The sequence below is a fragment of the Chamaesiphon sp. VAR_69_metabat_338 genome (assembly GCF_031423935.1).
GTDB lineage: Bacteria > Cyanobacteriota > Cyanobacteriia > Cyanobacteriales > Chamaesiphonaceae > Chamaesiphon.
In genome coordinates this window covers 1-20,276 of record NZ_JANPGM010000389.1, presented here as the reverse complement: position 1 = coordinate 20,276, position 20,276 = coordinate 1, and the positions used below count along the sequence as shown (strand labels likewise).

The following is a 20,276-nucleotide window of genomic DNA, read 5'->3' as shown; positions in this document are numbered from 1 at the left end:
AGAACGAGCGCACCTAGAATTCGACGCTCAAGGTAAATTTATCTATAGTAATTTTACTAGCTCTACAGGTACCTGTCCGTCGATCGATGCCCTGTTTCGATCGGTAGCCCGCATTTATGGTACTACTAGTGCGAGTATTTTGTTAACTGGCATGGGTAATGATGGTATTGCTGGCACTGAAGCTATTGCTGCTGCTGGGGGATTGACGATCGCTCAATCAGAACAGAGTTGTTTAGTATTTGGGATGGCCAAACTGGCGATCGCGACTGGCTCGGTCAGTCAGGTCTTAAATTTAGAGGAGATCGCCCCCTTTTTACTGACTAAGATTGCGGTTCCGGTTGGCGAAAATTAATCCTCAAACCACTCATCCACACCAAAACCTAAGCTGCGCTTGAGGTTTAAGCTCGATGCTAATCGGCAAGCTGCGGCGATGCCTACCTCAGTTTCCATCACCGATGAAAACACCACATCAAGCTGATGTTTGGTAATAAATGCTGCCAATCGCCACGGAAATCCAGCAATCCCAGGCTTGATAACATAAATTCCGCGCCAGCCGCGATCGTAAACGTGCTGGAGTCGATCGAATGTCGCCACCGATTCATCCAGCGCAATCGGCGTACTATATTTAGCAGCTAACTCGATCGTCTTAGCTATTGCGTCTGGTGCTAGCGGTTGCTCGATAAATTCAATGCGGGCTTGGTGACTACACAGCTCCAACCACTGTCCGGCTGCACCCTCCGTCAAACCACCATTCGCATCGAGTCGAAGTTTGGCATTATTAGGTAACGCAGTCATTAATTGGCTCCAGATTGCCATCTCCCGATCGATCGGCAGCACGCCAATCTTCCATTTGAAGGTAGTGTAACCTTGAGTAGAGAGTGCTTGCAATCGGTCGATTGCGGCTTCCCCAGCAGGCAAGAGCGCACTCATCTCGAACTCTGATTCAACCTTCGATGGTATTGAATCAAAAGCTGTCCAAGCACTGCCAAACCCAAATTGACAGGCAGGTAAATCGTCAGGAATCTGCTGAATTTGGGAAGTAGTAATGCGATCGCCAATTTGTCCGCAAAACGATCTGGCTCGCTCGATCGATTCCGAACCAAACCACTCGATCGGTGCAATTTCGCCTTGATGAGATCTCCCGAAACTATCTGTAAACTTGAGGATGATTCCCTCACGAATTTTCCACACTCCATGACTAGTTATGAGTGGTTGTCGAAACGGTCGTTGGTAAATTGAATAGGTGAATTGATAGCTATTCATCACAAAGACATCGACAACCCAATTAATACTATTTCTCGTTCTGCTGATGTCAGTCCTTGACTCTGAATTAATATACCAAACTTACCCAACCCGATCGGGTCGATTAATTGATGCAAATTTTGCCGCCGTCGAAGTAAGGATTGAATGTCGCCACTACTACTCGAAATCGCGGCAATTCTTTCCCCTAAACCCAACGCCATTAAGAACATACCTTGTTGGGTAAAGCCAACCGTTTGCAATCCTAATAACTCCCCCTGATTCTGGAGGGCAGTAAAATCGACGTGAGCAGTCAGATCTTGATTGCCGATATTAATATAAGGATCGTTATGATGAGCGTGCTGGTAGTAGCATTGCAACGTTCCGCGATCGCGCATCGGATTGTAATAGCGATCGGCACTATAACCATAATCGATCGAGATAATATAGCCCCGTTGCAACTTATTGCTAACCCGTTCTAACCACGATAATGCCGATAAATTTACTTCGGTGCGATAATTGTCTGAATATCGATCGCTTAATAAGTTAATCCGGTTGAGCTGCCAATATTCGGTTAATTTATCTGTGGATAATTCATCGATAGACTCATTGAATACTCGATCTCGATCGCCAACAGTTACATAAATCTCTTGCAACTTATTATTTGTGACTATGACTTGATGTACTGGCAAAGCATCGATCAGTTCGTTCGATAAAAAGCAACCGACGATCGATCGATCTGGAAGATCGTCCCAATTACACCAACGTACGGGTAGATCTAACAATCTCCCTTGTTGCGCTGCAATCATCGCTGGTGCGGTTTCGATGATGATGTAATCTATCGATCGAAAGAAGTCGGGATATTCTTTTTGGGAGTATGCTAATACTTGAGCTGCCAATAGTCCCTGTCCCGCACCCATTTCTACGATGCTGAATAGTGCTGGTGCTCCTAAGATCTGCCAAATTTGCTCTAACTGAATAGCGAGCATTTCTCCAAAATCATCTGCCAAATGCGGCGACGTCAAAAAATCACCGCGTTCGCCAATCCGTTCGCGCAGCGTCTCCCCTGGAGAATCGGCATTGCTAGCATAATAACCATGCTGTGGATGGTACAATACCAATTCCATATATTCAGCAAAAGTAATCTGTTGCTCAGGAGCGTTCTTAATGCGATCGACGATCGTGGCAACTAACTCTAAATTATTATTGTCCATACTTAACTAATAACCGCGCTCACTTATTCATCATACCTAAATTAATGGAACTGCATCGGACGACGGGTAACTGGCGGTTGGGATTAGGTTTGTCGCTAATTACGGTAATTTTGTGGGGGCTAGTGCCAGTTACCTTGGCAATTGTCTTAAAAAAATTAGATGTTTATACAATTAATTGGTTTCGGTTTGTGACTGCATTTGTGTTACTGAGTTTTTATTTGGCAAAACAAGGAAATTTACCAAAGCTTTCGCAATTAAGAGCCGTGCCGACCTATTTATTTGCGATCGCTATTCTCGGTTTGATGGGTAACTATATCTTCTTTGTGATGGGTTTAAAAGCAACATCGCCTTCCCATGCCGAAGTCTTGATTCAACTAGCAGGTGTATTCTTGAGCCTGGGCGGTTTGCTAATTTTTAAAGAACGTTATACCCGCTATCAATGGATCGGTGTTGGGATTCTCATCACGGGATTTATCGGCTTCTTTTCCGAACAATTAAAAGTCTTAGCCACCGATAGCGATCGATATATTAACGGCAGCCTCATGTTGATCGTTGCGGGAATTACTTGGGCGATCTATGCATTGATTCAAAAGCAGCTCTTAACCAGATTGGATTCTACCCATATTATGTGGGTAATTTATGGAGCCTGTGGATTGTTGTTTTGGACTGTAGCAAAACCCCAAACTTTACTTCAGCTTAATGCGATCGAGTGGAGCGCGCTGATTTTTTGCGGTTTGAATACGGTAGTTGCCTATGGTGCATTTGCCGAATCGCTCCAACATTGGGAAGCTTCCAGAGTCAGCGCGATTTTGGCTCTAGCACCAATTTTCACGATTGTATCGATGAGCGCGATGGCTTGGTTCGCACCTGGATTAGTTACCCCAGAACGACTGACTGTCATGGGTTTAGTCGGTGCAGTTCTCGTCGTCGCTGGCTCGATGTCGATTTCACTCGGCAAACGGTAGAGCCAGATCGATCGCTCCCGCTCGACTGTGCTTAACCATCAACTTCTCTTTTAATCAAAGCATCACCACCGATTTTGGCAGCTAGCCAGCTTAAAGTACCGACAACACAAATTGCTAAAATAGTGGCGGCGGCAGCATAGATATAGAGTGCTGAGAGCGACTCTCCCTCTGGGAGGAACTTCTTAAAGGTAGCTTTGATGGCATCATTCCAGGCTAAGGCAGATACAAACCCCAAGGATGCGGTTGCTAAGGTAATCATCGTCTGCACCAGCGAGCGGAGTGTAGCTAGCGACTTGTTGTGTAATTCAGTGCGTCTAGTCATAGTACTTAGATGATATATTCTGGCGGTTTTAGTCGAGCTTGACGTCAATTATCTTATCAAACATCTCGATCGATATATCAAAAAGGGGATAACCACCGATCGACAACGATCGATTATTAATTATCGATTATTAACTATCAATTAACTTAACTATCTTCCTCAATATCAATTTCAGCTTTAACGCGCTTAGAAAATAGCTTCCCTGCATCCCAAGCATAAGTAGTGAAATTGGGCAATATTTCTTGAGCGAAAGCTTCAGCAGCTTTAGAACGGTAGCGATTAGGATTGACAATCACCGATAGCATCCGATCGATCGCTACGCCGTCGATGTAGACGCGGCTTAACGTGCCATTTTCGACCTCACGTTCGATCGCCGATGAAGAGACAAAAGCCGCGCCCAAACCGGCTTGGACGGCATTTTTAATCGCTTCGATCGAGTTGAGTTCCATCTCAATTTTCAGCCGATTGGGATCGATTCCGCAGCGAGTCAACACTCGATCGATCACTTTCCGAATTGTCGATTGCGAATCGAGCGAAATAAAGTGCAGTTTATACAGATCTTCTTTGGGAATGCTCTTCATCCCTGCAAAGGTATGACTAGTCGGTAAAATCAGCGCAAATTCATCTTCAGCATAGGGCAAAATATCGAGTGATTCTTGTAATTCTGCCGGAATTTCCCCACCGATAATCGCCAAATCTACTTGTCCGTTAGCGACACTCCACGCCGTCCGCCGCGTCGAATGCACGTGCAACTGCACCGAGACATCGGGATACTTTTGCCGAAACACGCCAATCATCCGAGGCAATAAATACGTCCCCGTCGTCTGTGACGCGCCCACAATCAGCGTCCCACCTTGAAGATTTTGCAGATCTTCGATCGCCCGACAGGTTTCTTGACACAGGGTGATAATCTTTTCGCCATAACTGAGCAGCAGATGTCCGGCTTCTGTCAGTTGCGCGCGTCGCCCACCGCGATCGAATAACGGCACATCTAATTGACGTTCGAGATTCTGCACCTGTAAACTGACCGCAGGTTGAGACACATACAAGCTATCCGCAGCACGCTTGAAACTTCCCTCCGCAGCAATTGCCTTGAGAATCCGTAACTGATCCAGGGTGAAAGGCAGGTCAGACATAGCAATGAGCTGGTAAGAATTAGTAGCGATGGACTATCGACTCACATTGACCTTACCATATACTGCCGATCGTTAGTTCTCAGGCTATTAATAATTGATATGAGAAAGGTGGGAGCGGGGAGCGGGGGAGACGAGGGGACTAGGGGACTGGGGGACAAATTCACAATCTCCTACCCTCCACCCAAAGCCTAAAGCCTAAGAGGATATCTGAAAACTCAATTTTGCTGAGTTCAAGCCCTAGAAGATTCCCCTGTCTTGTCTCGCATAATCCGGGAGGAAACCTCCCGGCTGCGAGCCGCTAAATCCCCCTTAAAAAGCGGATGCGCGTACTGTTCGGGTTCCCCGACAGTGCAGCGCACCAAGCGGGGGACTTTGAATTCGGTTCCCCCCTTTTTAAGGGGGGCTAGGGGGGATCTACCCACCGTAAACGAAGCAATTAGACTTTTCAGACGTCCTCTAAAGCCTAAAACCTAAAGCCTAAAGCCTAATCCCCTAACCCTGACGGCGTAAAAATTGAATCAATGGTGCTTTAATCTCGGCGTACCAATGTTCTTGGGGATAATGCGCAGCGGTGGGTAAAGTAATTAATTCCCCTTGTTTTAAAGATTTCACACAAGCTTCTGCCTGCGCCAGATCCAGCCACGGATCTGCGGCTCCCCAAACGATCTGAATGGGGAGATCGAGATTGGGAAGTCCAGTCGAAATTTCTGTCAAAGCTTCGGCTAGTCTAAGATTGCGGATAGTCGCTAGCAAAGAGCGACCGGGTGCGGAACTTTTGAGGTAGGGTTTGCGGTATGCTTCGAGATACTGGTCTTCAATAACCATTTTGGAACCAGCTTCGAGGGTACGCTCGACTGAGAGCGGATCTTGAGTGAGCATTTCACCCGCTACTGGTAAACCCAATTGCTGTAACTGCCACGGTAATTTTACCCCAGTCATTAAAGGTGCATTGAGAATGACTAATTTGGCTACTCGATCGGGATTGCGGAGGGCATATTGGATGCCGACGGTACCTAAAAAGCCCTGGACGACTAGGGAAACTCGATCGAGACTTAAAGTATCGACCAGCTCGGTAAAAGCAGTAAGAAAGGCATCAGGCGTGTAGGCAAAATCTCGTTTTTCTGGCTTACTCGAATTACCAAACCCGATCCAATCGGGCGCGATCGATCGAATCCCATTTTCGGCTAAAGGTGGCATCAATCCCGTCCAAGTCAAGCTTTGCGCGGGTAATCCATGCAACAGGATCGCCGTCTGGGGATTTTCCCAACCAGTGGGGGCGAGTTCGCCATAAAACCACTCTAGGGAACCAACTTTAATCGAATTTTTAGTAATTTTAGCCACGAGTCAGATTTTAAAAACAAGCCATTCTCAGTCTAGATCGGGACTGCGATCGCAGCACGTCTCTTTTAGAAGAGAATCGATTTGCTCTCATCAGATGCCTCAAGATAAAAGTAACTATTTCCTCAAAGTTAAATCAATGCAAACCAAACCGCCGCTCCCACCATTTACCTTAGAAACCGCTACCGCTAAAGTCCAAGCGGCTGAAGATGCTTGGAATACTCGCGATCCCGAACGGGTGGCATTAGCCTATACCGAGGATTCCGAGTGGCGCAATCGATCGGAGTTTTTGAGTGGACGTGCCGCGATCGCGGAGTTTCTGGCTCGCAAGTGGCAAAAAGAACTGGATTACCGCCTCAAGAAAGAACTCTGGTGCTTTATGGACAACAAGATCGCCGTACGGTTTGAGTATGAATACCACAATAATGCTGGCGAATGGTATCGGGCTTATGGAAACGAGAACTGGGAATTTGCCCCCAATGGGTTGATGCTGCGCCGATTTGCCAGTATCAACGATCTACCGATCGAAGAAACCGATCGTCAGCTTCGCTGGGAACGCCCTACCTAAATCTGTAGGGGTGGGTTTATGCTAGTTAATGTCATTTGCACTAGAGATTCACGACAAATCCACCTGCCCCACCAGCCGATCGAACATGTTGTAAGTGAAGAAGCGTAAAAATTGCAGTCGAATTCGATCGAGTTGCCAAGAGATGCGTAATAGTAGGTAGAGATACTCGCGGTGGTGCCTTGCACGGGCAGCGCGATCGACTAAATATATCAAAACTAATTATTCAAAATGTCTAATTCATCAGTTACCGTAGAGCGGATGGTTTTGTCCCAACCAGTACTGGGTTCGCGCCGTTTTAGTAACTACTTTTGGGCGGTTGTTGTTTCTATTGGCGGCATCGGCTTCTTACTCGCGGGACTTTCTAGCTATTTCAAAGTCAATTTGCTCCCAGTCAGCAATCCGTTGGCATTAGCCTTTATTCCCCAGGGGATCGCATTGACTTTCTATGGTGTGGCTGGTACCTTGCTCGCTACTTATCTATGGGTAGCAATCCTGCTCGATATTGGCGGTGGGTATAATAAATTCGATCGCGCAGCTGGCGAAATTACCATTTTTCGGAATGGTTTCCCCGGCAAAAATCGGCGGATCGAACTCAAAAGTCAACTTGCTGACGCTCAAGCCGTCAGAGTCGATATCAAAGATGGACTTAGCCCCCGTCGGACGCTTTATGTGCGGATCAAAGGTCGCCGCGAAATCCCCCTGACGCGTGTGGGTGAGCCGATTTCATTGACGGAATTAGAAACTCAAGGTGCAGATTTAGCTCGGTTTCTAGGGGTACCTTTGGAGGGACTATAAGTTAGTGGAGAGTGGATAGTGAATAGTGAATAGGGTTTAATAAAATTCAGGCGTGGATGAAATCGAACGAAAATAGCACCGAAACCCCTGGAAATTCAACCGTTAAATCTGTTGTTAGATCCACCATTCACTATCTTGATTCACTACCCACTATTCACTGTCTTGATTCGCTGTCTTGACCCAAACACATGCGGAGGGAACCTCCGCGTGATTTGGGTCGCTAAACCCTCGGGGAACCCGAGGAGCGCGAATCGCTATCCACTATTGAGGAGTTAAACCCGATGCAAGTTGCAATCGAAACAGCAATCAGCGATCCGCAAATAGAGATCGGTCAAGGTAACAATCAGCGGCAGCTCTCGATCGAGGTATCCGCTGTCGCCGAGCCGGAAGATCGGCAATTACCGCTAAACTTGTGTCTGATTTTAGACCATAGTGGCTCGATGAAAGGGACGCCACTGAGTACTGTCAAACAAGCGGCGCGGGAATTAATTAGCAGTTTAAAACCCGAAGATCGGTTGTCAGTAGTGGCATTCGATCATCAGGCGGAAGTCATCGTTCCCTGCCAGCAAGTCACCGATCCGAGCGAGATTTTTGCCAAGATCGATAAATTACAAGCTGCGGGTGGTACGGCGATCGATGCGGGGATTAAGCTCGGGATTACGCAACTCATTGAAGGGCGTCAAGATCGGGTTTCTCACGCTTTTATCCTCACCGATGGGGAAAACGAACATGGCGATGACGAGCGATGCATCAAACTAGCTGGCTTTGCAACTGAGAGTAATATTACGCTCAACACGCTAGGATTCGGGGAGAACTGGAATCAAAATATCCTCGAACAAATAGCCGATACTGCTGCTGGAACGCTTGCCTATATCGAGGAAGCCGCTCAAGCCGTGAGTGAATTCGGACGGCTTTTCAACCGGATGCAATCAGTCGGTTTGACAAATGCTTATCTACAACTAGAACTCAAGCCCAAAGTCCGCCTCGCCGAACTCAAGCCCGTCGCACAAGTGGCTCCAGACACGATCGAACTTGCCGTCGAAGATGATGGCAAGCTGCAAATCGTCCGCCTGGGTGACTTGATGAAAGATCTGTCGCGGGTAATTTTAGTCAATACTTATATCGGGCAACTACCCGAAGGCGAACAAACGATCGCGACGCTCCAGATTCGCTATGACGATCCCGCTCAAGGCAAGACTAATCTGCTGACGCCGCCTGTAGATGTAAAAGTTACTGTTACTGGCAATCATCAGCCAGTCATCGATAGCAACGTCCAACAACAGACTCTCGCTCTAGCTAAATATCGGCAAACTCAACTCGCAGAGCAAAAACTCCAACAAGGCGATCGCGCGGGTGCGGCGACACTGCTCCAAACCGCCGCTAAAACGGCTCTGCAAATGGGCGACACCAATGCGGCAACAGTGTTGCAATCTAATGCGACGATCCTACAAGGTGGCGAAGATCTCTCCGAAGCTGAGAAGAAAAAAACGCGGATGGTTTCCAAGACAATCTTGCAATAACAAGCAAATTCCGTCCCGATTGCAAAATTGAGGTAGGGGCAATGTCTTGTCTTGCTAAACCGTCGGGAAATCCGACGAGCGCAAGCCGCTGTCTTGTCTCTTTTCCATGGTCGGGGAACCCGACCGGAAAGAGACGCTTCATGAATTGCCCCTACCTCAATTTTTTAGCTCATGGTGCAAGCTGTGAGTCTTAATCTTGACGCTCCAAAAACGCGACTAATTCTGTCAATTTATCCCAAGCTTTGCCGCTACTTAATACCGTTTGGGCGATCGCGATGCCCTGTTGATGTGCGCCGATGGGCACTACGCCGCCGACTTGGAGAGCCAATCCAGCATTGAGCGCGACAATATCGCGTTGGATTGCCGTGCCTTTGCCTTGTAAAATTGCCGTGAGAATGGCGGCATTTTCGGCGACATCGCCGCCTTTGAGAGCGGTAATCGGTGCGGGAGTTAGCCCCAACTCTTGCGGATCGAGACTAGTCAGTTCGACTCGTCCGTCGGTTAGAATTGCCAAGTCTGTCAGATCGCCCAAACCTGCTTCATCTAAACGTTCGCGTCCGTGCAAGACGATCGCTTGGCGCGTCCCCAAAATTCCGGCAGCGGTCGCCATCGTCTCTAGTAAATGCGGCGAACCGATGCCAATAACTTGCCCCGTCGGACGTAATGGATTGACAAGTGGGCCGATCGAATTAAATACCGTCCGAATCTTTAATTCTTGGCGCAAGGGGGCGACAGCTTTGAGTGCGGGATGCCAACCTGCGGCAAATAAAAAGGTAATTCCCACTTCAGACAAAGCTGCCTTCACCCGCGTTGCTGGAGCTGTTAAATGTACGCCCAAAGCCTCTAAAACGTCCGCAGAGCCGACACGACTGGATGCCGACCTGCTACCATGTTTGGCGACTTTCATCCCTGCTGCGGCGGCGACAAATGCGGCTGCGGTGGAAATATTGAAGGTCGATGCGCCATCGCCGCCCGTCCCACAGGTGTCGATAACTGGGTAGGGATGAGAAATCGCCTCAGCTTGCAATACCTGCGCCATCCCCGCCAGTTCGGGTGCGGTAATTTGTTTGGCTTCCAGTGCAGCTAAAATTGCCCCAGACAGGACGGGAGGAATCTCACCTCGCAACCAGCCCTGCATGAGCGTGGTGGCTTGGTGCTGGCTCAGGGATTGACGATCGAGCAGTTGTTGAAGCAGTAGCGACCAGGTGATGGGTTCGGCGAAAATGCTAGTGGTGCTCATGGGCAAATTTAAGATCCGTACTAAAAACTCGATCTTTGGTGATTTTTAAAATAATATATCGATTATCCCCGATCGATGTCGTACCTTCTAAAAATCCGATCTGATGTCAAGATCGGAGTGCAATGGCAGCTTCTAGATTTAAATCTAAACTGGTAACTCAATAATGACTAAAATTCCATTGTATTTGCAGATTGTTGCTGCGTTGATTGTTGCTGTCATCGTGGGCATGATTCTAGGCGCGGGAAATCCAATTTTAGAGAAGGATGTCATCGAGCATTTAGCTTTACCTTCGACATTAATTCTTAAGGCACTAAGGACGCTAGCCACACCGCTAATTTTTCTTGCTATTTTACACACATTTCTGATTGCTGAGATTCCTGGCAATTCTGGTCGGAAGTTATCGCTTTTATTAATTACCAATACCTTGGTCGCGATCGCGATCGGCTTGGTTGTCGCTAACGTTCTACGGCCTGGTGCATCCGGCCAATCTTTGGTAGTTTCTCAAGGCAAGAAAGAAGCTGTTAAACAACTCGATCCATGGGGATTACTTTCCGATATCATTCCTGATTCAGTCATCAAACCCTTAGTAGATAATAATGTCATTTCCTTAATATTTGTCGCACTCGCTTTTGGGATCGTGCTCAGAGCAATTAAAGCCGAACAAATCAATCGAGGGCAAAATGAATATCTCGCGATCGAGCAGGTAACGGGGTTATTATTTGATGCGGTGATTAGAATTTTACACTGGGTAATTGCCTTAGTCCCGGTCGCCGTATTTGGTGTCGTCGCCAAAACAATTGCCCTGCAAGGATTTGCCCCATTTAAATCGCTCGGATCGTTTGTTTTAGCAGTTATCGTCGCACTCTTACTTCAGGCTGGCTACTATCTGACGCGAGTGAAGTTTGGTTCGTGGGTGTCGCCGCTGAGATTTCTCCAAGGTGGTTCGGATGCGTTAATTACAGCATTCTCGACAGCTTCTTCGACAGTGACGATGCCGATTACTTTTGATGTGTTGCAGCGGAAGATCGGTTTGCGGGAATCTTCAGCATCACTTGGCGCGCTGGTAGGGAGTAATTTTAATAATGATGGGACAGCACTCTACGAAGCAATGTCGGCACTATTTATTTCCCAGGTATTGGGACAAAATCTCACCCTCGTTCAACAGGTGATAGTGATGCTCACTTCGATCGTCGCATCAGTGGGGGCTGCGGGGATACCAGAGGCGGGTTTGGTGACGATGACGTTGGTGTTTACCTCGGTGGGGTTGCCGACGGAATATATCGCGATTCTGATTACGGTAGACTGGTTTCTCGATCGCTGTCGTACAGCTATCAATGTGATGGGTGATATGACAGTCAGCGCGCTCGTCGATGGCAAACACAAAAAGTCTCCCGTCGAGGAAATTATTGTCGAGCCGATCCAATAAATAGTGTCGCCCACCGGATATTATGGGCAAGATGCTTGTCAATATGTCGGATTGCAACTACAGACAATGCACAGATGCGTGAATCGTGGCAGTCTCAATTAAAGCAATATGAGTTTGAAGCAGATCGAGAAATTTTCAAGTAGTTTGAAAATGACGGGTTCGGTAATTCCCAGAATTTTTGGGCGCGTGCTCTGGTGTGGGGCTTTTGGTTTATTTATCTCGATTTTATATTTTTATAAAATTCCAGTTTCTGCCAAGTCCTTGGGTGGAGTAATTCCGAGTATTGTCTTAGGTTTATTATTAGTATTTCGGACGAATACAGCCTATGAAAGATTTTGGGAAGGTCGTAAAGCTTGGGGGAGCATCGTCAATAATGTTCGGAATTTAGCCCGGTTAATTTGCGTGGCGATCGATGAAACCGAGCCGCAACATCGTCATGAAAAAGAGCAAGCTCTCAAGCTATTAGTGGCCTTTGCTGTAGCGACCAAATTACACCTGAGATCGCAGCCAGCCAGCGAGCGTTTAGCCGAATTAGTCTCTCCGCTCCAGTTTGAAAAACTCCAGACAGCAAACAATCCACCATTAGAAACGATCTTTTGGATTAGCGACTATCTCCAAGCAAAGCACGAACAGCTTCAGATTAGTCTCTTTCAAATGAACGAGTTACAAGGTTTATTAAATAATCTGGTCGATATGTTGGGTACCTGCGAGCGAATTCTGCGGACGCCGATGCCATTAGCTTATGCGATCCATCTCAAACAATTATTAGTTCTATTTTGTCTACTATTACCTTTTCAAGTTGTCGATGAATTGAAATGGTGGACGGCACCAGCAGTTGCCGTTGTCAGCTTCACTTTATTTGGCATCGAAGCGATCGGTGTCGAAATCGAAAATCCGTTTGGTACCGATCCTAACGATCTGCCGCTCGATAAAATTTGCGAGACGATCGAGCAGAATATCGACGACCTGATTTGCATGGAACCGCATTACCGACGATTGAATATCTATGGTAATAATATTGGCGAACAGTTAAATTAATCGATCGCGATTAGTTAATAAGAGGATGTTTGGAAAGTCCAATTGCTTCGTTTCTAGATCCGAATCCCCCAAACCCCCTTAAAAAGGGGGCTAAGATTCGGTCAAAGTCCCCCTTTTTAAGGGGGATTTAGGGGGATTTACCCACTCGAAACGTAGCAATTGGACTTTCCAAACATCCTCTAAGATCGATCGCCAGTAAGTTTGAGTTATTATCCTCTAGAATCGCGATTTCTTGCTGGAGATTCGTCCGTGCATTCGCTTCTAATTCCCCAAATAAGAGATCGGTATAGTAAAGCCGATCGCGTTGCAAAAAACTGGCTAGCACTCGGCTGCGTCCGGTTCGATAAGTAGCATCATCAACCCAATCGTATTCGCGCCGAATCGATTGTCGATATTCTGCATATCGGATCGGATCGGCACCGAGAATCGCTAAGTCGGCATCTAAAAATATACAAAGATCTGGATCGGTAGGCTCGATCCGATGTCCTTGGGTTGCCAAAATTAACCGCTCGATCCGATCGAGATCGAGCGGTAGTCTTAAATTTATGAGCAATTCTTTTGCAGCTTTAGCACTTTGAATTTCGTTATCCGCAGCCTGTGGTTCGTAGACAAAATCGTGAAACCAAGCAGCTAAAATTACCGAACTAGGATCTTGCAGTCGCTCTGAATGTACTGAATCTTCACCATTAAATCGATCGATTATGGTCAGAACATCATAAATGTGTTCTAGATTATGATAGTAACGATCGAGTCGCGTATAAGCAGCAACTAAGAGACTAAAGAGGCGATCGATTTCTTGTCGCTGAAAGTTATCGATCGGCACGATCGATCGGACATCCCAAAATTGCTGCCATTTACTTGCTAATTCCCGCTCTAGAGTCATCTGCTGGCAAAATCGATCGACTAATTTAAGCTGTTATTAGAGTAGCAAGCGGCTCGGAAATAGTTGCCGATGGTGCTTGAAATTCACCTGTGGTCACAAATTCGAGGCGTAGCTTCAGCCAGGTAATAAACTGCTTATTAGTAGAGATAACTGCTGTAGCTGGTTGGGGCACTTTAGCTTTGACATCTGCGAATTCTAGTGCGTCTAAAAAGGCAGGTCGATCGATAAACCAAAAGTCGATTTCTTTCTTTTGTTCTTGATAGTTGCGAACGCGCTCGTCATATACTTCGTCTAAAGGTTCTTCCTCACGTAAGAATCTTTTGCTCGCAACTAAATAATAATAGGTTTGCATCTTAACTAGGTATTAGGTATTAAGCTTTAGGTATTAGGTTCTTGCTATATAGCAATCCTAAATGATTAATGAGACTTACTTACTCTTTGGTGCGTTACGCTACGCGGTAACACACCCTACATATTCTTGCAAATCAAATATGACTAGCAATTAACGCCAAACATGGCTGCTTTCATTTCGCGGATCGCTCGATCGATGCCCACGAGTACCGATCGACTGATAATACTATGACCGATATTTAATTCTTCCATCCCTGGCAGACAGGCAATCGGGCGCACATTCCAATAAGTCAGTCCGTGTCCGGCATTGACGCGCAAACCAGCCGCGATCGCCAGTTCGCACCCTTTGGCTAAATGTGCTATTTCTTGCTCCACCTGTAGCGGCGTTTTCGCCTCGGCATAGCGTCCCGTGTGCAATTCAATAAACTGCGCTTTTACCTGAGCTGAGGCGTCAATTTGGGCGGGTTCTGGGTCGATAAATAGGCTGACGGGAATTCCTGCCGATTGTAATCGATCGACTACCCCGCTGAGGCGATCGAGTTGTCCGGCAATATCCAATCCCCCTTCCGTGGTGACTTCTTCCCGCTTTTCCGGTACCAGTGTCACATAGTCTGGCTTAACTTCCAGCGCGATCTGCACCATTTCCTCGGTTGCAGCCATCTCTAGATTTAATCGCGTGCGCACGGTTTCGCGTAACAGTCGAATATCCCGATCCTGCATGTGCCGACGATCTTCGCGCAAATGTGCCGTAATCCCATCCGCACCAGCCAATTCAGCCAATACCGCAGCCGCGATCGGATCGGGTTCGATCGTGCGTCTGGCCTGCCGAATCGTGGCCACATGGTCGATATTTACTCCCAGCGTCAACAATTTTCTGATTCTCCGCGTTCGCTTTTATTGTAAATTAAATACCAGTTAGTACTCGTACTTACTACGTCAAATTACAGAATCATTAAAAAATTCTAGATTAATTTGAAGGTATTGTGTCAATATATAGGCTAACATTAGCCAGCATCTAAAGGAGGACTGTTCCTTGTCTCGTAGATATCTTTTTACATCGGAATCCGTGACGGAAGGTCACCCTGACAAAATCTGCGATCAGATCTCTGATACGATTTTAGACGCCTTACTCGCTCAAGATCCCTATAGCCGGGTCGCAGCCGAGGTTGTCGTCAATACTGGACTAGTCTTGATCACTGGTGAAATTACTACCAAAGCGACTGTTAATTATATCGACCTCGCGCGCAAGAAAATTGCTGAAATTGGTTATACCAACGCCGATAATGGCTTTTCGGCAAATAGTGCCTCGGTGCTGATTGCATTGGATCAGCAATCGCCAGATATCGCGCAGGGAGTAAATACCGCCAAAGAAAATCGTGGCGATAGCAACGAAATTTTCGACCAAACTGGTGCTGGCGACCAGGGGATCATGTTCGGATATGCTTGTAACGAAACATCCGAACTAATGCCATTACCGATCGGTCTGGCGCACCGATTGGCTCGTCGCTTGGCCGCTGTCCGCAAGACTGGCGACTTATCTTATTTACGTCCCGACGGCAAAACCCAAGTCACCGTCGAATACAAAAATGGCGTGCCATTTGCGATCGATACTATTCTCATCTCAACTCAACACGATGCCGCGATCGGCGAAATTAGCGACGACCTTGGCGTTCAGGCTAAAATCAAGGCTGACCTCTGGAAATTTGTCGTTTTACCTGTCTTCGCCGATTTAGAAGTCAAACCCGATGACAAAACTCACTTCCTCGTCAACCCGACGGGTAAGTTTGTGATTGGTGGCCCTCAAGGGGATGCTGGTTTGACTGGACGCAAAATCATTGTCGATACTTATGGCGGTTATTCCCGTCATGGTGGCGGTGCCTTCTCTGGTAAAGATCCCACCAAAGTCGATCGCTCGGCGGCTTACGCTTGCCGTCATGTCGCCAAGAATATTGTCGCTGCTGGCTTGGCTGCTAAGTGTGAAGTTCAACTCAGTTATGCGATCGGCGTTGCTGCTCCAGTGAGTATTTTAGTCGAAACCTTTGGCACGGGCATCATTAGCGACGACCAAATCTTTGAACTGATCGAAGAGCACTTCGAGCTGCGTCCAGAGGGGATTCTAGCTACGTTTAACTTGCGGAATTTACCAGCAGAACGCAATGGTCGTTTTTATCAAGATGTCGCCGCCTACGGCCATTTTGGCCGCGACGATCTCGATCTCCCTTGGGAGCAAACTGATAAAGCAGCTACGCTTAAAGCCGCTGCTGCTAAGTTTATGACGACCACTGCTGGTTAGAAGTATTTTTAGTTAGTTTCAAACAAGCTAGGTAGGGGCAATGTCTTGACTGAAACACATGCGGAGGAAACCTCCGCGTGATTTCAGTCGCTTCATGAATTGCCCCTACCTAATTTTTTTGTATGTGACGGACTAATCTATATCAAGACAGTTAAGAAGATATCTGAAATCGGCAAAAATCTGTAGGGGTGGGTTTATGCCATTAATTACGACTGTAATAATAACTATCGTACAAACCTACCCTCCCCACTATCAACCTTTCCTTGGCGTAGCCTCTCGGTGCGAGAATCGCATATCGTACCAGCATCAATCGTGTTTTTTTCTTGATTTGGAATGAATCGATCGACAGGTTTCTGGTGGGGTTGGGCAGGTTTGTACGGAGGTTAATTTCAGGTTTAAATTAGTTGCATAAACCTGCCCCTACAGATTTTTACGCGATCGATTAATCAACCCTGTATTAAAAGACGATTCCAGCTACGATCGTTGGCAATGCTCGATAGGTTCGATCGACAATACTCAGACGGTTGTTATTGCGATCGCACAAATGATTCAGATTAAGATTTGAATGACTTTAAATCCTCAACACCACAATCTTTAAGACTAAATACGCCCGTCGTTGAAGTCATATTAAACTGAAGCGGCACGATCGTAATAAAGTTGCGCTTAATTGCTTGGACATCGGTTTCGATCTCTGGTGGCAAATGCAGATGTTCTGGTTGATCGAGATCTTGCACCACTTCACCAGACAACCAATAGTAAGTCTTCCCGCGCGGATCGACCCGCTTTTGGAACGTATCAAAATAACGTCTGATCCCTTGTCGCGTCACTTTCACCCCCGCAATTTGGTCGGCTGGCACGGGGGGAATATTTACGTTTAATAGTGACGATTCTGATAGTGGTTGATGTTCTAGATGCGCGATTAAATCCTTGGCAAAATCGGCAGCAGGTTGAAATTCGCGACAAGTAAAACTAGTTAGGCTAAACGCAATACTGGGAATCCCTTCGATCGTCCCTTCCATTGCTGCCGACACAGTGCCAGAGTACAATACGTCCGTGCCCAGGTTGGCACCGTGATTGATGCCAGAGAGGACGAAATCGGGGAACTTGTCGAGCAAGGCTCCCAAGGCTAATTTGACACAATCGGCAGGCGTTCCCGAACAAGACCAAGCTTTGACACTATGGTGAAAAATCCCCGTCACTGCTTCGGCACGAATCGGATCGTGGAGGGTCAAACCGTGTCCGGTGGCCGATCGCTCGCGATCGGGACAGACGACAATCACTTCATGTCCGGCGAGTGCCAGGGTATCTGCGAGTGTCTTAATCCCCAAAGCGAAGATCCCATCATCGTTGCTAATTAATAATTTCATGCGGATCTCGTGCGAGGTGGCGGTTAGTGTCTTTTTAGCACATCTGCGGCTTCTGTTGGTTATTTAGATGCGATCGATCTGATAATTCTGGTGGTGATGGGTGGGTTTGGTTGAGAGATCGGTAGGTTGGGTTGAACGAATGTGAAACCCAACACTCTTCACCATGAATCCGTACCTGTTGGGTTTCGCGATTCCTCACAAGATCGGTAGGTTGGGTCGAACGAATGTGATACCCAACACTCTTCACCAGCAAGCTGTGAATGTTGGGTTTCGCGATGCTCTACCCAACCTACTACCAATTATCCAATCTACTATTTAAAATTCCACTGTTAATGGCGCGCGGGGGAAGGGAATCACATCGCGAATATTGGTCATGCCGGTCATGAATTGTACCAACCTTTCAAACCCTAAACCAAAGCCAGCATGAGGCACCGTCCCATAACGGCGGAGATCCAGATACCACCAATAATCGGCAGGATTTAAACCCTGGGCGATCAATCGTCGTTCTAATACGTCGAGGCGTTCTTCTCGTTGGGAACCACCGATGATTTCGCCGATTTTGGGAGCGAGAATATCCATCGCCGCGACGGTTTTATTGTCATCGTTTAGCCGCATGTAGAACGCTTTGATTTCGACGGGATAATCAGTGAGGATGACTGGCTTTTTAAAAACTTCCTCGGCGAGATAGCGTTCGTGTTCGGATTGGAGATCGAGTCCCCAACTGACGGGATATTCAAATTTTTTGTCGCATTTTTCGAGCAGTGCGATCGCATCTGTATAAGTCAATCTTTCAAATTGATTGTTGATGATATTCTCTGCGGTGGCTAAGACAGATTTATCGATCCGTTCGTTGAAAAATTCCATATCGGCTTGGCAGTTCTCCATCACATATTTGAAGATGTATTGGAGAAATGCTTCAGCGAGATTCATATCTTCTAACAGATCGCAAAAAGCCATTTCTGGCTCGATCATCCAGAATTCCGCTAAATGGCGGGAAGTATTCGAGTTTTCGGCGCGAAAAGTCGGCCCGAAGGTGTACACATTGCTAAATGCCATTGCCATCACTTCGGCTTCTAATTGGCCGCTGACGGTCAAATATGCGGCTTTACCGAAGAAATCTTGGCTGTAGTCGATCTCCTTATCGGGAGTCAGGGGGACATTTTTAAGATTGAGGGTGGTAACGTTAAACATTTCCCCCGCACCTTCGCAGTCGCTGGCACTAATAATCGGCGTATGCACCCACAGGAAGCCGCGCTCTTGGAAGAACTGATGAATTGCAGCCGCGCAAGCGTTACGAACTCTAAACACCGCGCTGAGGGTATTGGTACGCGATCGCAAGTGGCCGATTTCGCGCAAGAATTCAAAAGAGTGGCGTTTTTTCTGGAGCGGATACTTCTCAGGATCGGCTTCGCCATAGATTTTGGCCTGACTGGCTTTGACTTCGACTCGCTGTCCTTTGGCAGGGGACTCTACCAACTCGCCGACGATCTCGATCGAGGCTCCCGTATTAATTTGTTTGAGGATGGTGGCGTAGTTGGGGACGTCTTTGTCAATGACTACCTGAATATTTGCCATGCAGGAACCATCGTTGATATCGACGAAGGCAAATTCCTTGGCTTCCCGCTTGCTGCGAATCCAGCCTCTGACAGTCACAGCATCTCCAGGATTGCCGCTGCGGAGCATTGTCGCAATATAGTTAGTAATCATCTTCGGTCGAGCTAGTAGATCGATGTAGGTAAATCCCACTCTACTAGTCTGCCACATTAGATCGAGAGGCGTACCAACAGATTAACTGTCAATACGCCTCAAGCACTGTGCAAATTTTCAATTCCTAGCAGTTTGGTATGAGTAGTTAAGTACAGGCATTGCTGAATCTAGGCATAATTCGCCCTCACTCCCAACCCAGCAACTTCTACCTACAAATGACTGTATCTGTCACTCCTGCACGATCGGTGCGTTCTGAATTGCTACATTCCGCACCGTGCTTGAAGATTTTAATTGAGATCGGCTCGCGGTTCTCTGTAGAACCATTCGCCGCGATCGTCATATTTTTTCCAGTCGTAAAATTAATTACTAATGGCAATTTCCCGATCGCTTGCTGTGTGGTACTCGTACGCGATCGATCGTGCTTGGTCATAGAATAACTACCCCACAGCGTACTCCCAGTCTTGCCACTATATTCAACCCGATATTGTACCTGGTCACTAAACGGATTCCCGAACGTCTGAACACCTAACAAACCAACCCCAGTCACGAATGACCACAAAACATACACGCTTTTCACAGCTTTAGTTAATCCAATGCTACACAAATCTAATATACCCAGTAAATCGAGCGGAAACATGCGCGAAATACTTAAATAATTATGTGCTTTCGGGTTTTTACGTAAACCTACTGAGTAGGGATCGGCAATACGTCTCAATACACTACTGGGTGATAGATTGAAGCATGCGATCCCCAGTATAAAAAAGGTAAAAATAGATCGAAATTAAAGATGAGCTAAGTATTTTTTGATACACGCTACAGATGATTACCATTTCTTGTAAGCAAGAAACTTGCCAGACATGATAATCTTGACGCG

The 20,276-nt window shown here is 46.9% G+C and carries 22 protein-coding genes; 8 read left to right on the top strand and 14 right to left on the bottom strand.

Annotated elements, in window-relative coordinates; all coding sequences use genetic code 11:
* Positions 1 to 352, top strand: a 352-nt coding sequence (locus RMO84_RS10940; RefSeq protein ID WP_310488494.1) for a chemotaxis protein CheB, incomplete at its 5' end; no start/stop codon positions are given.
* Here the strand turns inward: RMO84_RS10940 and RMO84_RS10935 are convergent.
* Both RMO84_RS10935 and RMO84_RS10930 read right to left on the bottom strand, forming a co-directional pair.
* A complete protein-coding gene (locus RMO84_RS10935; protein ID WP_310488493.1) occupies positions 349 to 1,263 on the bottom strand; it encodes an o-succinylbenzoate synthase in 915 nt (304 codons plus the stop codon). The genes RMO84_RS10940 and RMO84_RS10935 overlap by 4 nt on opposite strands.
* Positions 1,263 to 2,453 (bottom strand): class I SAM-dependent methyltransferase, encoded by a 1,191-nt coding sequence (locus tag RMO84_RS10930; protein ID WP_310488492.1) that lies wholly within the window; start codon positions 2,451 to 2,453, stop codon positions 1,263 to 1,265. The genes RMO84_RS10935 and RMO84_RS10930 overlap by 1 nt, the downstream gene beginning before the upstream one ends.
* Before the next feature lie 44 nt (positions 2,454 to 2,497).
* On the opposite strand from RMO84_RS10930, the gene RMO84_RS10925 reads away from it, so the two are divergent.
* On the top strand, positions 2,498 to 3,418 hold the full coding sequence (locus RMO84_RS10925) for a DMT family transporter (RefSeq protein ID WP_310488491.1): 921 nt from the start codon (positions 2,498 to 2,500) through the stop codon (positions 3,416 to 3,418).
* Positions 3,419 to 3,449: 31 nt separating this feature from the next.
* Here the strand turns inward: RMO84_RS10925 and RMO84_RS10920 are convergent, their stop codons facing one another.
* From RMO84_RS10920 to RMO84_RS10910, 3 genes are all read right to left on the bottom strand, one after another.
* Positions 3,450 to 3,740: a DUF5654 family protein gene (locus tag RMO84_RS10920; RefSeq protein ID WP_310488490.1), complete on the bottom strand. Its 291-nt coding sequence runs from the start codon at positions 3,738 to 3,740 to the stop codon at positions 3,450 to 3,452.
* A 146-nt stretch (positions 3,741 to 3,886) separates the two neighbouring features.
* A complete protein-coding gene (locus tag RMO84_RS10915) occupies positions 3,887 to 4,876 on the bottom strand; it encodes a LysR family transcriptional regulator (protein WP_310488489.1) in 990 nt (329 codons plus the stop codon).
* A gap of 492 nt (positions 4,877 to 5,368) precedes the next feature.
* Entirely contained in the window at positions 5,369 to 6,217 is an 849-nt protein-coding gene (locus tag RMO84_RS10910; RefSeq protein ID WP_310488488.1) for an alpha/beta fold hydrolase, read from the bottom strand.
* A 136-nt stretch (positions 6,218 to 6,353) separates the two neighbouring features.
* Here RMO84_RS10910 and RMO84_RS10905 point away from each other — a divergent pair, with 136 nt between their 5' ends.
* The gene (locus RMO84_RS10905) at positions 6,354 to 6,782 is read left to right on the top strand and encodes a nuclear transport factor 2 family protein (protein ID WP_310488495.1); all 429 of its coding nucleotides are present in this window, start codon (positions 6,354 to 6,356) and stop codon (positions 6,780 to 6,782) included.
* 48 nt (positions 6,783 to 6,830) lie between these two features.
* On the opposite strand, the gene RMO84_RS10900 is transcribed toward RMO84_RS10905, so the two are convergent.
* Positions 6,831 to 6,995 carry a hypothetical protein gene (locus tag RMO84_RS10900; RefSeq protein WP_310488487.1) on the bottom strand — a complete coding sequence of 55 codons (165 nt, stop codon included), beginning with the start codon at positions 6,993 to 6,995 and terminating at the stop codon, positions 6,831 to 6,833.
* A 15-nt stretch (positions 6,996 to 7,010) separates the two neighbouring features.
* On the opposite strand from RMO84_RS10900, the gene RMO84_RS10895 reads away from it, so the two are divergent.
* Together RMO84_RS10895 and RMO84_RS10890 are read left to right on the top strand one after the other, a co-directional pair.
* Entirely contained in the window at positions 7,011 to 7,577 is a 567-nt protein-coding gene (locus RMO84_RS10895) for a photosystem I assembly protein Ycf4 (protein ID WP_310488486.1), read from the top strand.
* Positions 7,578 to 7,858: 281 nt separating this feature from the next.
* Positions 7,859 to 9,097, top strand: a complete 1,239-nt coding sequence (locus RMO84_RS10890; protein WP_310488485.1) for a VWA domain-containing protein — start codon at positions 7,859 to 7,861, stop codon at positions 9,095 to 9,097.
* Positions 9,098 to 9,287: 190 nt separating this feature from the next.
* Here the strand turns inward: RMO84_RS10890 and trpD are convergent, their stop codons facing one another.
* The gene (trpD, locus tag RMO84_RS10885; protein WP_310488484.1) at positions 9,288 to 10,337 is read right to left on the bottom strand and encodes an anthranilate phosphoribosyltransferase; all 1,050 of its coding nucleotides are present in this window, start codon (positions 10,335 to 10,337) and stop codon (positions 9,288 to 9,290) included.
* A 163-nt stretch (positions 10,338 to 10,500) separates the two neighbouring features.
* Here trpD and RMO84_RS10880 point away from each other — a divergent pair, with 163 nt between their 5' ends.
* The gene (locus RMO84_RS10880) at positions 10,501 to 11,763 is read left to right on the top strand and encodes a dicarboxylate/amino acid:cation symporter (protein WP_310488483.1); all 1,263 of its coding nucleotides are present in this window, start codon (positions 10,501 to 10,503) and stop codon (positions 11,761 to 11,763) included.
* 108 nt (positions 11,764 to 11,871) lie between these two features.
* Positions 11,872 to 12,801 (top strand): bestrophin family ion channel, encoded by a 930-nt coding sequence (locus tag RMO84_RS10875; RefSeq protein WP_310488482.1) that lies wholly within the window; start codon positions 11,872 to 11,874, stop codon positions 12,799 to 12,801.
* A gap of 127 nt (positions 12,802 to 12,928) precedes the next feature.
* Here RMO84_RS10875 and RMO84_RS10870 read toward each other — a convergent pair whose 3' ends face one another.
* The 3 genes from RMO84_RS10870 to RMO84_RS10860 all read right to left on the bottom strand — a co-directional run bounded on the left by RMO84_RS10870 (position 12,929) and on the right by RMO84_RS10860 (position 14,905).
* The gene (locus RMO84_RS10870; RefSeq protein ID WP_310488481.1) at positions 12,929 to 13,684 is read right to left on the bottom strand and encodes a hypothetical protein; all 756 of its coding nucleotides are present in this window, start codon (positions 13,682 to 13,684) and stop codon (positions 12,929 to 12,931) included.
* Between the two features lie 25 nt (positions 13,685 to 13,709).
* Positions 13,710 to 14,036: an MgPME-cyclase complex family protein gene (locus RMO84_RS10865; protein ID WP_310488480.1), complete on the bottom strand. Its 327-nt coding sequence runs from the start codon at positions 14,034 to 14,036 to the stop codon at positions 13,710 to 13,712.
* A gap of 143 nt (positions 14,037 to 14,179) precedes the next feature.
* On the bottom strand, positions 14,180 to 14,905 hold the full coding sequence (locus RMO84_RS10860; protein ID WP_310488479.1) for a pyridoxine 5'-phosphate synthase: 726 nt from the start codon (positions 14,903 to 14,905) through the stop codon (positions 14,180 to 14,182).
* Between the two features lie 163 nt (positions 14,906 to 15,068).
* On the opposite strand from RMO84_RS10860, the gene metK reads away from it, so the two are divergent.
* The gene (metK, locus tag RMO84_RS10855; protein ID WP_310488478.1) at positions 15,069 to 16,328 is read left to right on the top strand and encodes a methionine adenosyltransferase; all 1,260 of its coding nucleotides are present in this window, start codon (positions 15,069 to 15,071) and stop codon (positions 16,326 to 16,328) included.
* Positions 16,329 to 16,882: 554 nt separating this feature from the next.
* Here the strand turns inward: metK and surE are convergent.
* From surE to RMO84_RS10835, 4 genes are all read right to left on the bottom strand, one after another.
* A complete protein-coding gene (gene surE, locus RMO84_RS10850) occupies positions 16,883 to 17,695 on the bottom strand; it encodes a 5'/3'-nucleotidase SurE (protein WP_310488477.1) in 813 nt (270 codons plus the stop codon).
* Between the two features lie 34 nt (positions 17,696 to 17,729).
* Positions 17,730 to 17,894, bottom strand: coding sequence for a hypothetical protein (locus tag RMO84_RS10845; protein ID WP_310488476.1), 165 nt, complete (start codon positions 17,892 to 17,894; stop codon positions 17,730 to 17,732).
* Between the two features lie 116 nt (positions 17,895 to 18,010).
* Complete coding sequence (gene asnS / locus RMO84_RS10840; RefSeq protein WP_310488475.1) at positions 18,011 to 19,402, bottom strand: asparagine--tRNA ligase; 1,392 nt, start codon at positions 19,400 to 19,402, stop codon at positions 18,011 to 18,013.
* A 205-nt stretch (positions 19,403 to 19,607) separates the two neighbouring features.
* Entirely contained in the window at positions 19,608 to 19,979 is a 372-nt protein-coding gene (locus tag RMO84_RS10835; RefSeq protein WP_310488474.1) for a hypothetical protein, read from the bottom strand.
* Positions 19,980 to 20,276: the final 297 nt, after the last annotated feature.

What these genes read in the sequence shown, in the direction of transcription:
- RMO84_RS10875 (WP_310488482.1), top strand. Translation starts at nt 11,872, where the DNA reads ATGAGTTTGAAGCAGATCGAGAAATTTTCAAGTAGTTTGAAAATGACG.
- RMO84_RS10880 (WP_310488483.1), top strand. Translation starts at nt 10,501, where the DNA reads ATGACTAAAATTCCATTGTATTTGCAGATTGTTGCTGCGTTGATTGTT.
- asnS (WP_310488475.1), bottom strand. Translation starts at nt 19,402, where the DNA reads ATGATTACTAACTATATTGCGACAATGCTCCGCAGCGGCAATCCTGGA.
- RMO84_RS10915 (WP_310488489.1), bottom strand. Translation starts at nt 4,876, where the DNA reads ATGTCTGACCTGCCTTTCACCCTGGATCAGTTACGGATTCTCAAGGCA.
- RMO84_RS10920 (WP_310488490.1), bottom strand. Translation starts at nt 3,740, where the DNA reads ATGACTAGACGCACTGAATTACACAACAAGTCGCTAGCTACACTCCGC.
- surE (WP_310488477.1), bottom strand. Translation starts at nt 17,695, where the DNA reads ATGAAATTATTAATTAGCAACGATGATGGGATCTTCGCTTTGGGGATT.
- RMO84_RS10870 (WP_310488481.1), bottom strand. Translation starts at nt 13,684, where the DNA reads ATGACTCTAGAGCGGGAATTAGCAAGTAAATGGCAGCAATTTTGGGAT.
- RMO84_RS10890 (WP_310488485.1), top strand. Translation starts at nt 7,859, where the DNA reads ATGCAAGTTGCAATCGAAACAGCAATCAGCGATCCGCAAATAGAGATC.
- trpD (WP_310488484.1), bottom strand. Translation starts at nt 10,337, where the DNA reads ATGAGCACCACTAGCATTTTCGCCGAACCCATCACCTGGTCGCTACTG.
- RMO84_RS10895 (WP_310488486.1), top strand. Translation starts at nt 7,011, where the DNA reads ATGTCTAATTCATCAGTTACCGTAGAGCGGATGGTTTTGTCCCAACCA.
- RMO84_RS10935 (WP_310488493.1), bottom strand. Translation starts at nt 1,263, where the DNA reads ATGAATAGCTATCAATTCACCTATTCAATTTACCAACGACCGTTTCGA.
- RMO84_RS10930 (WP_310488492.1), bottom strand. Translation starts at nt 2,453, where the DNA reads ATGGACAATAATAATTTAGAGTTAGTTGCCACGATCGTCGATCGCATT.
- RMO84_RS10865 (WP_310488480.1), bottom strand. Translation starts at nt 14,036, where the DNA reads ATGCAAACCTATTATTATTTAGTTGCGAGCAAAAGATTCTTACGTGAG.
- RMO84_RS10925 (WP_310488491.1), top strand. Translation starts at nt 2,498, where the DNA reads ATGGAACTGCATCGGACGACGGGTAACTGGCGGTTGGGATTAGGTTTG.
- RMO84_RS10905 (WP_310488495.1), top strand. Translation starts at nt 6,354, where the DNA reads ATGCAAACCAAACCGCCGCTCCCACCATTTACCTTAGAAACCGCTACC.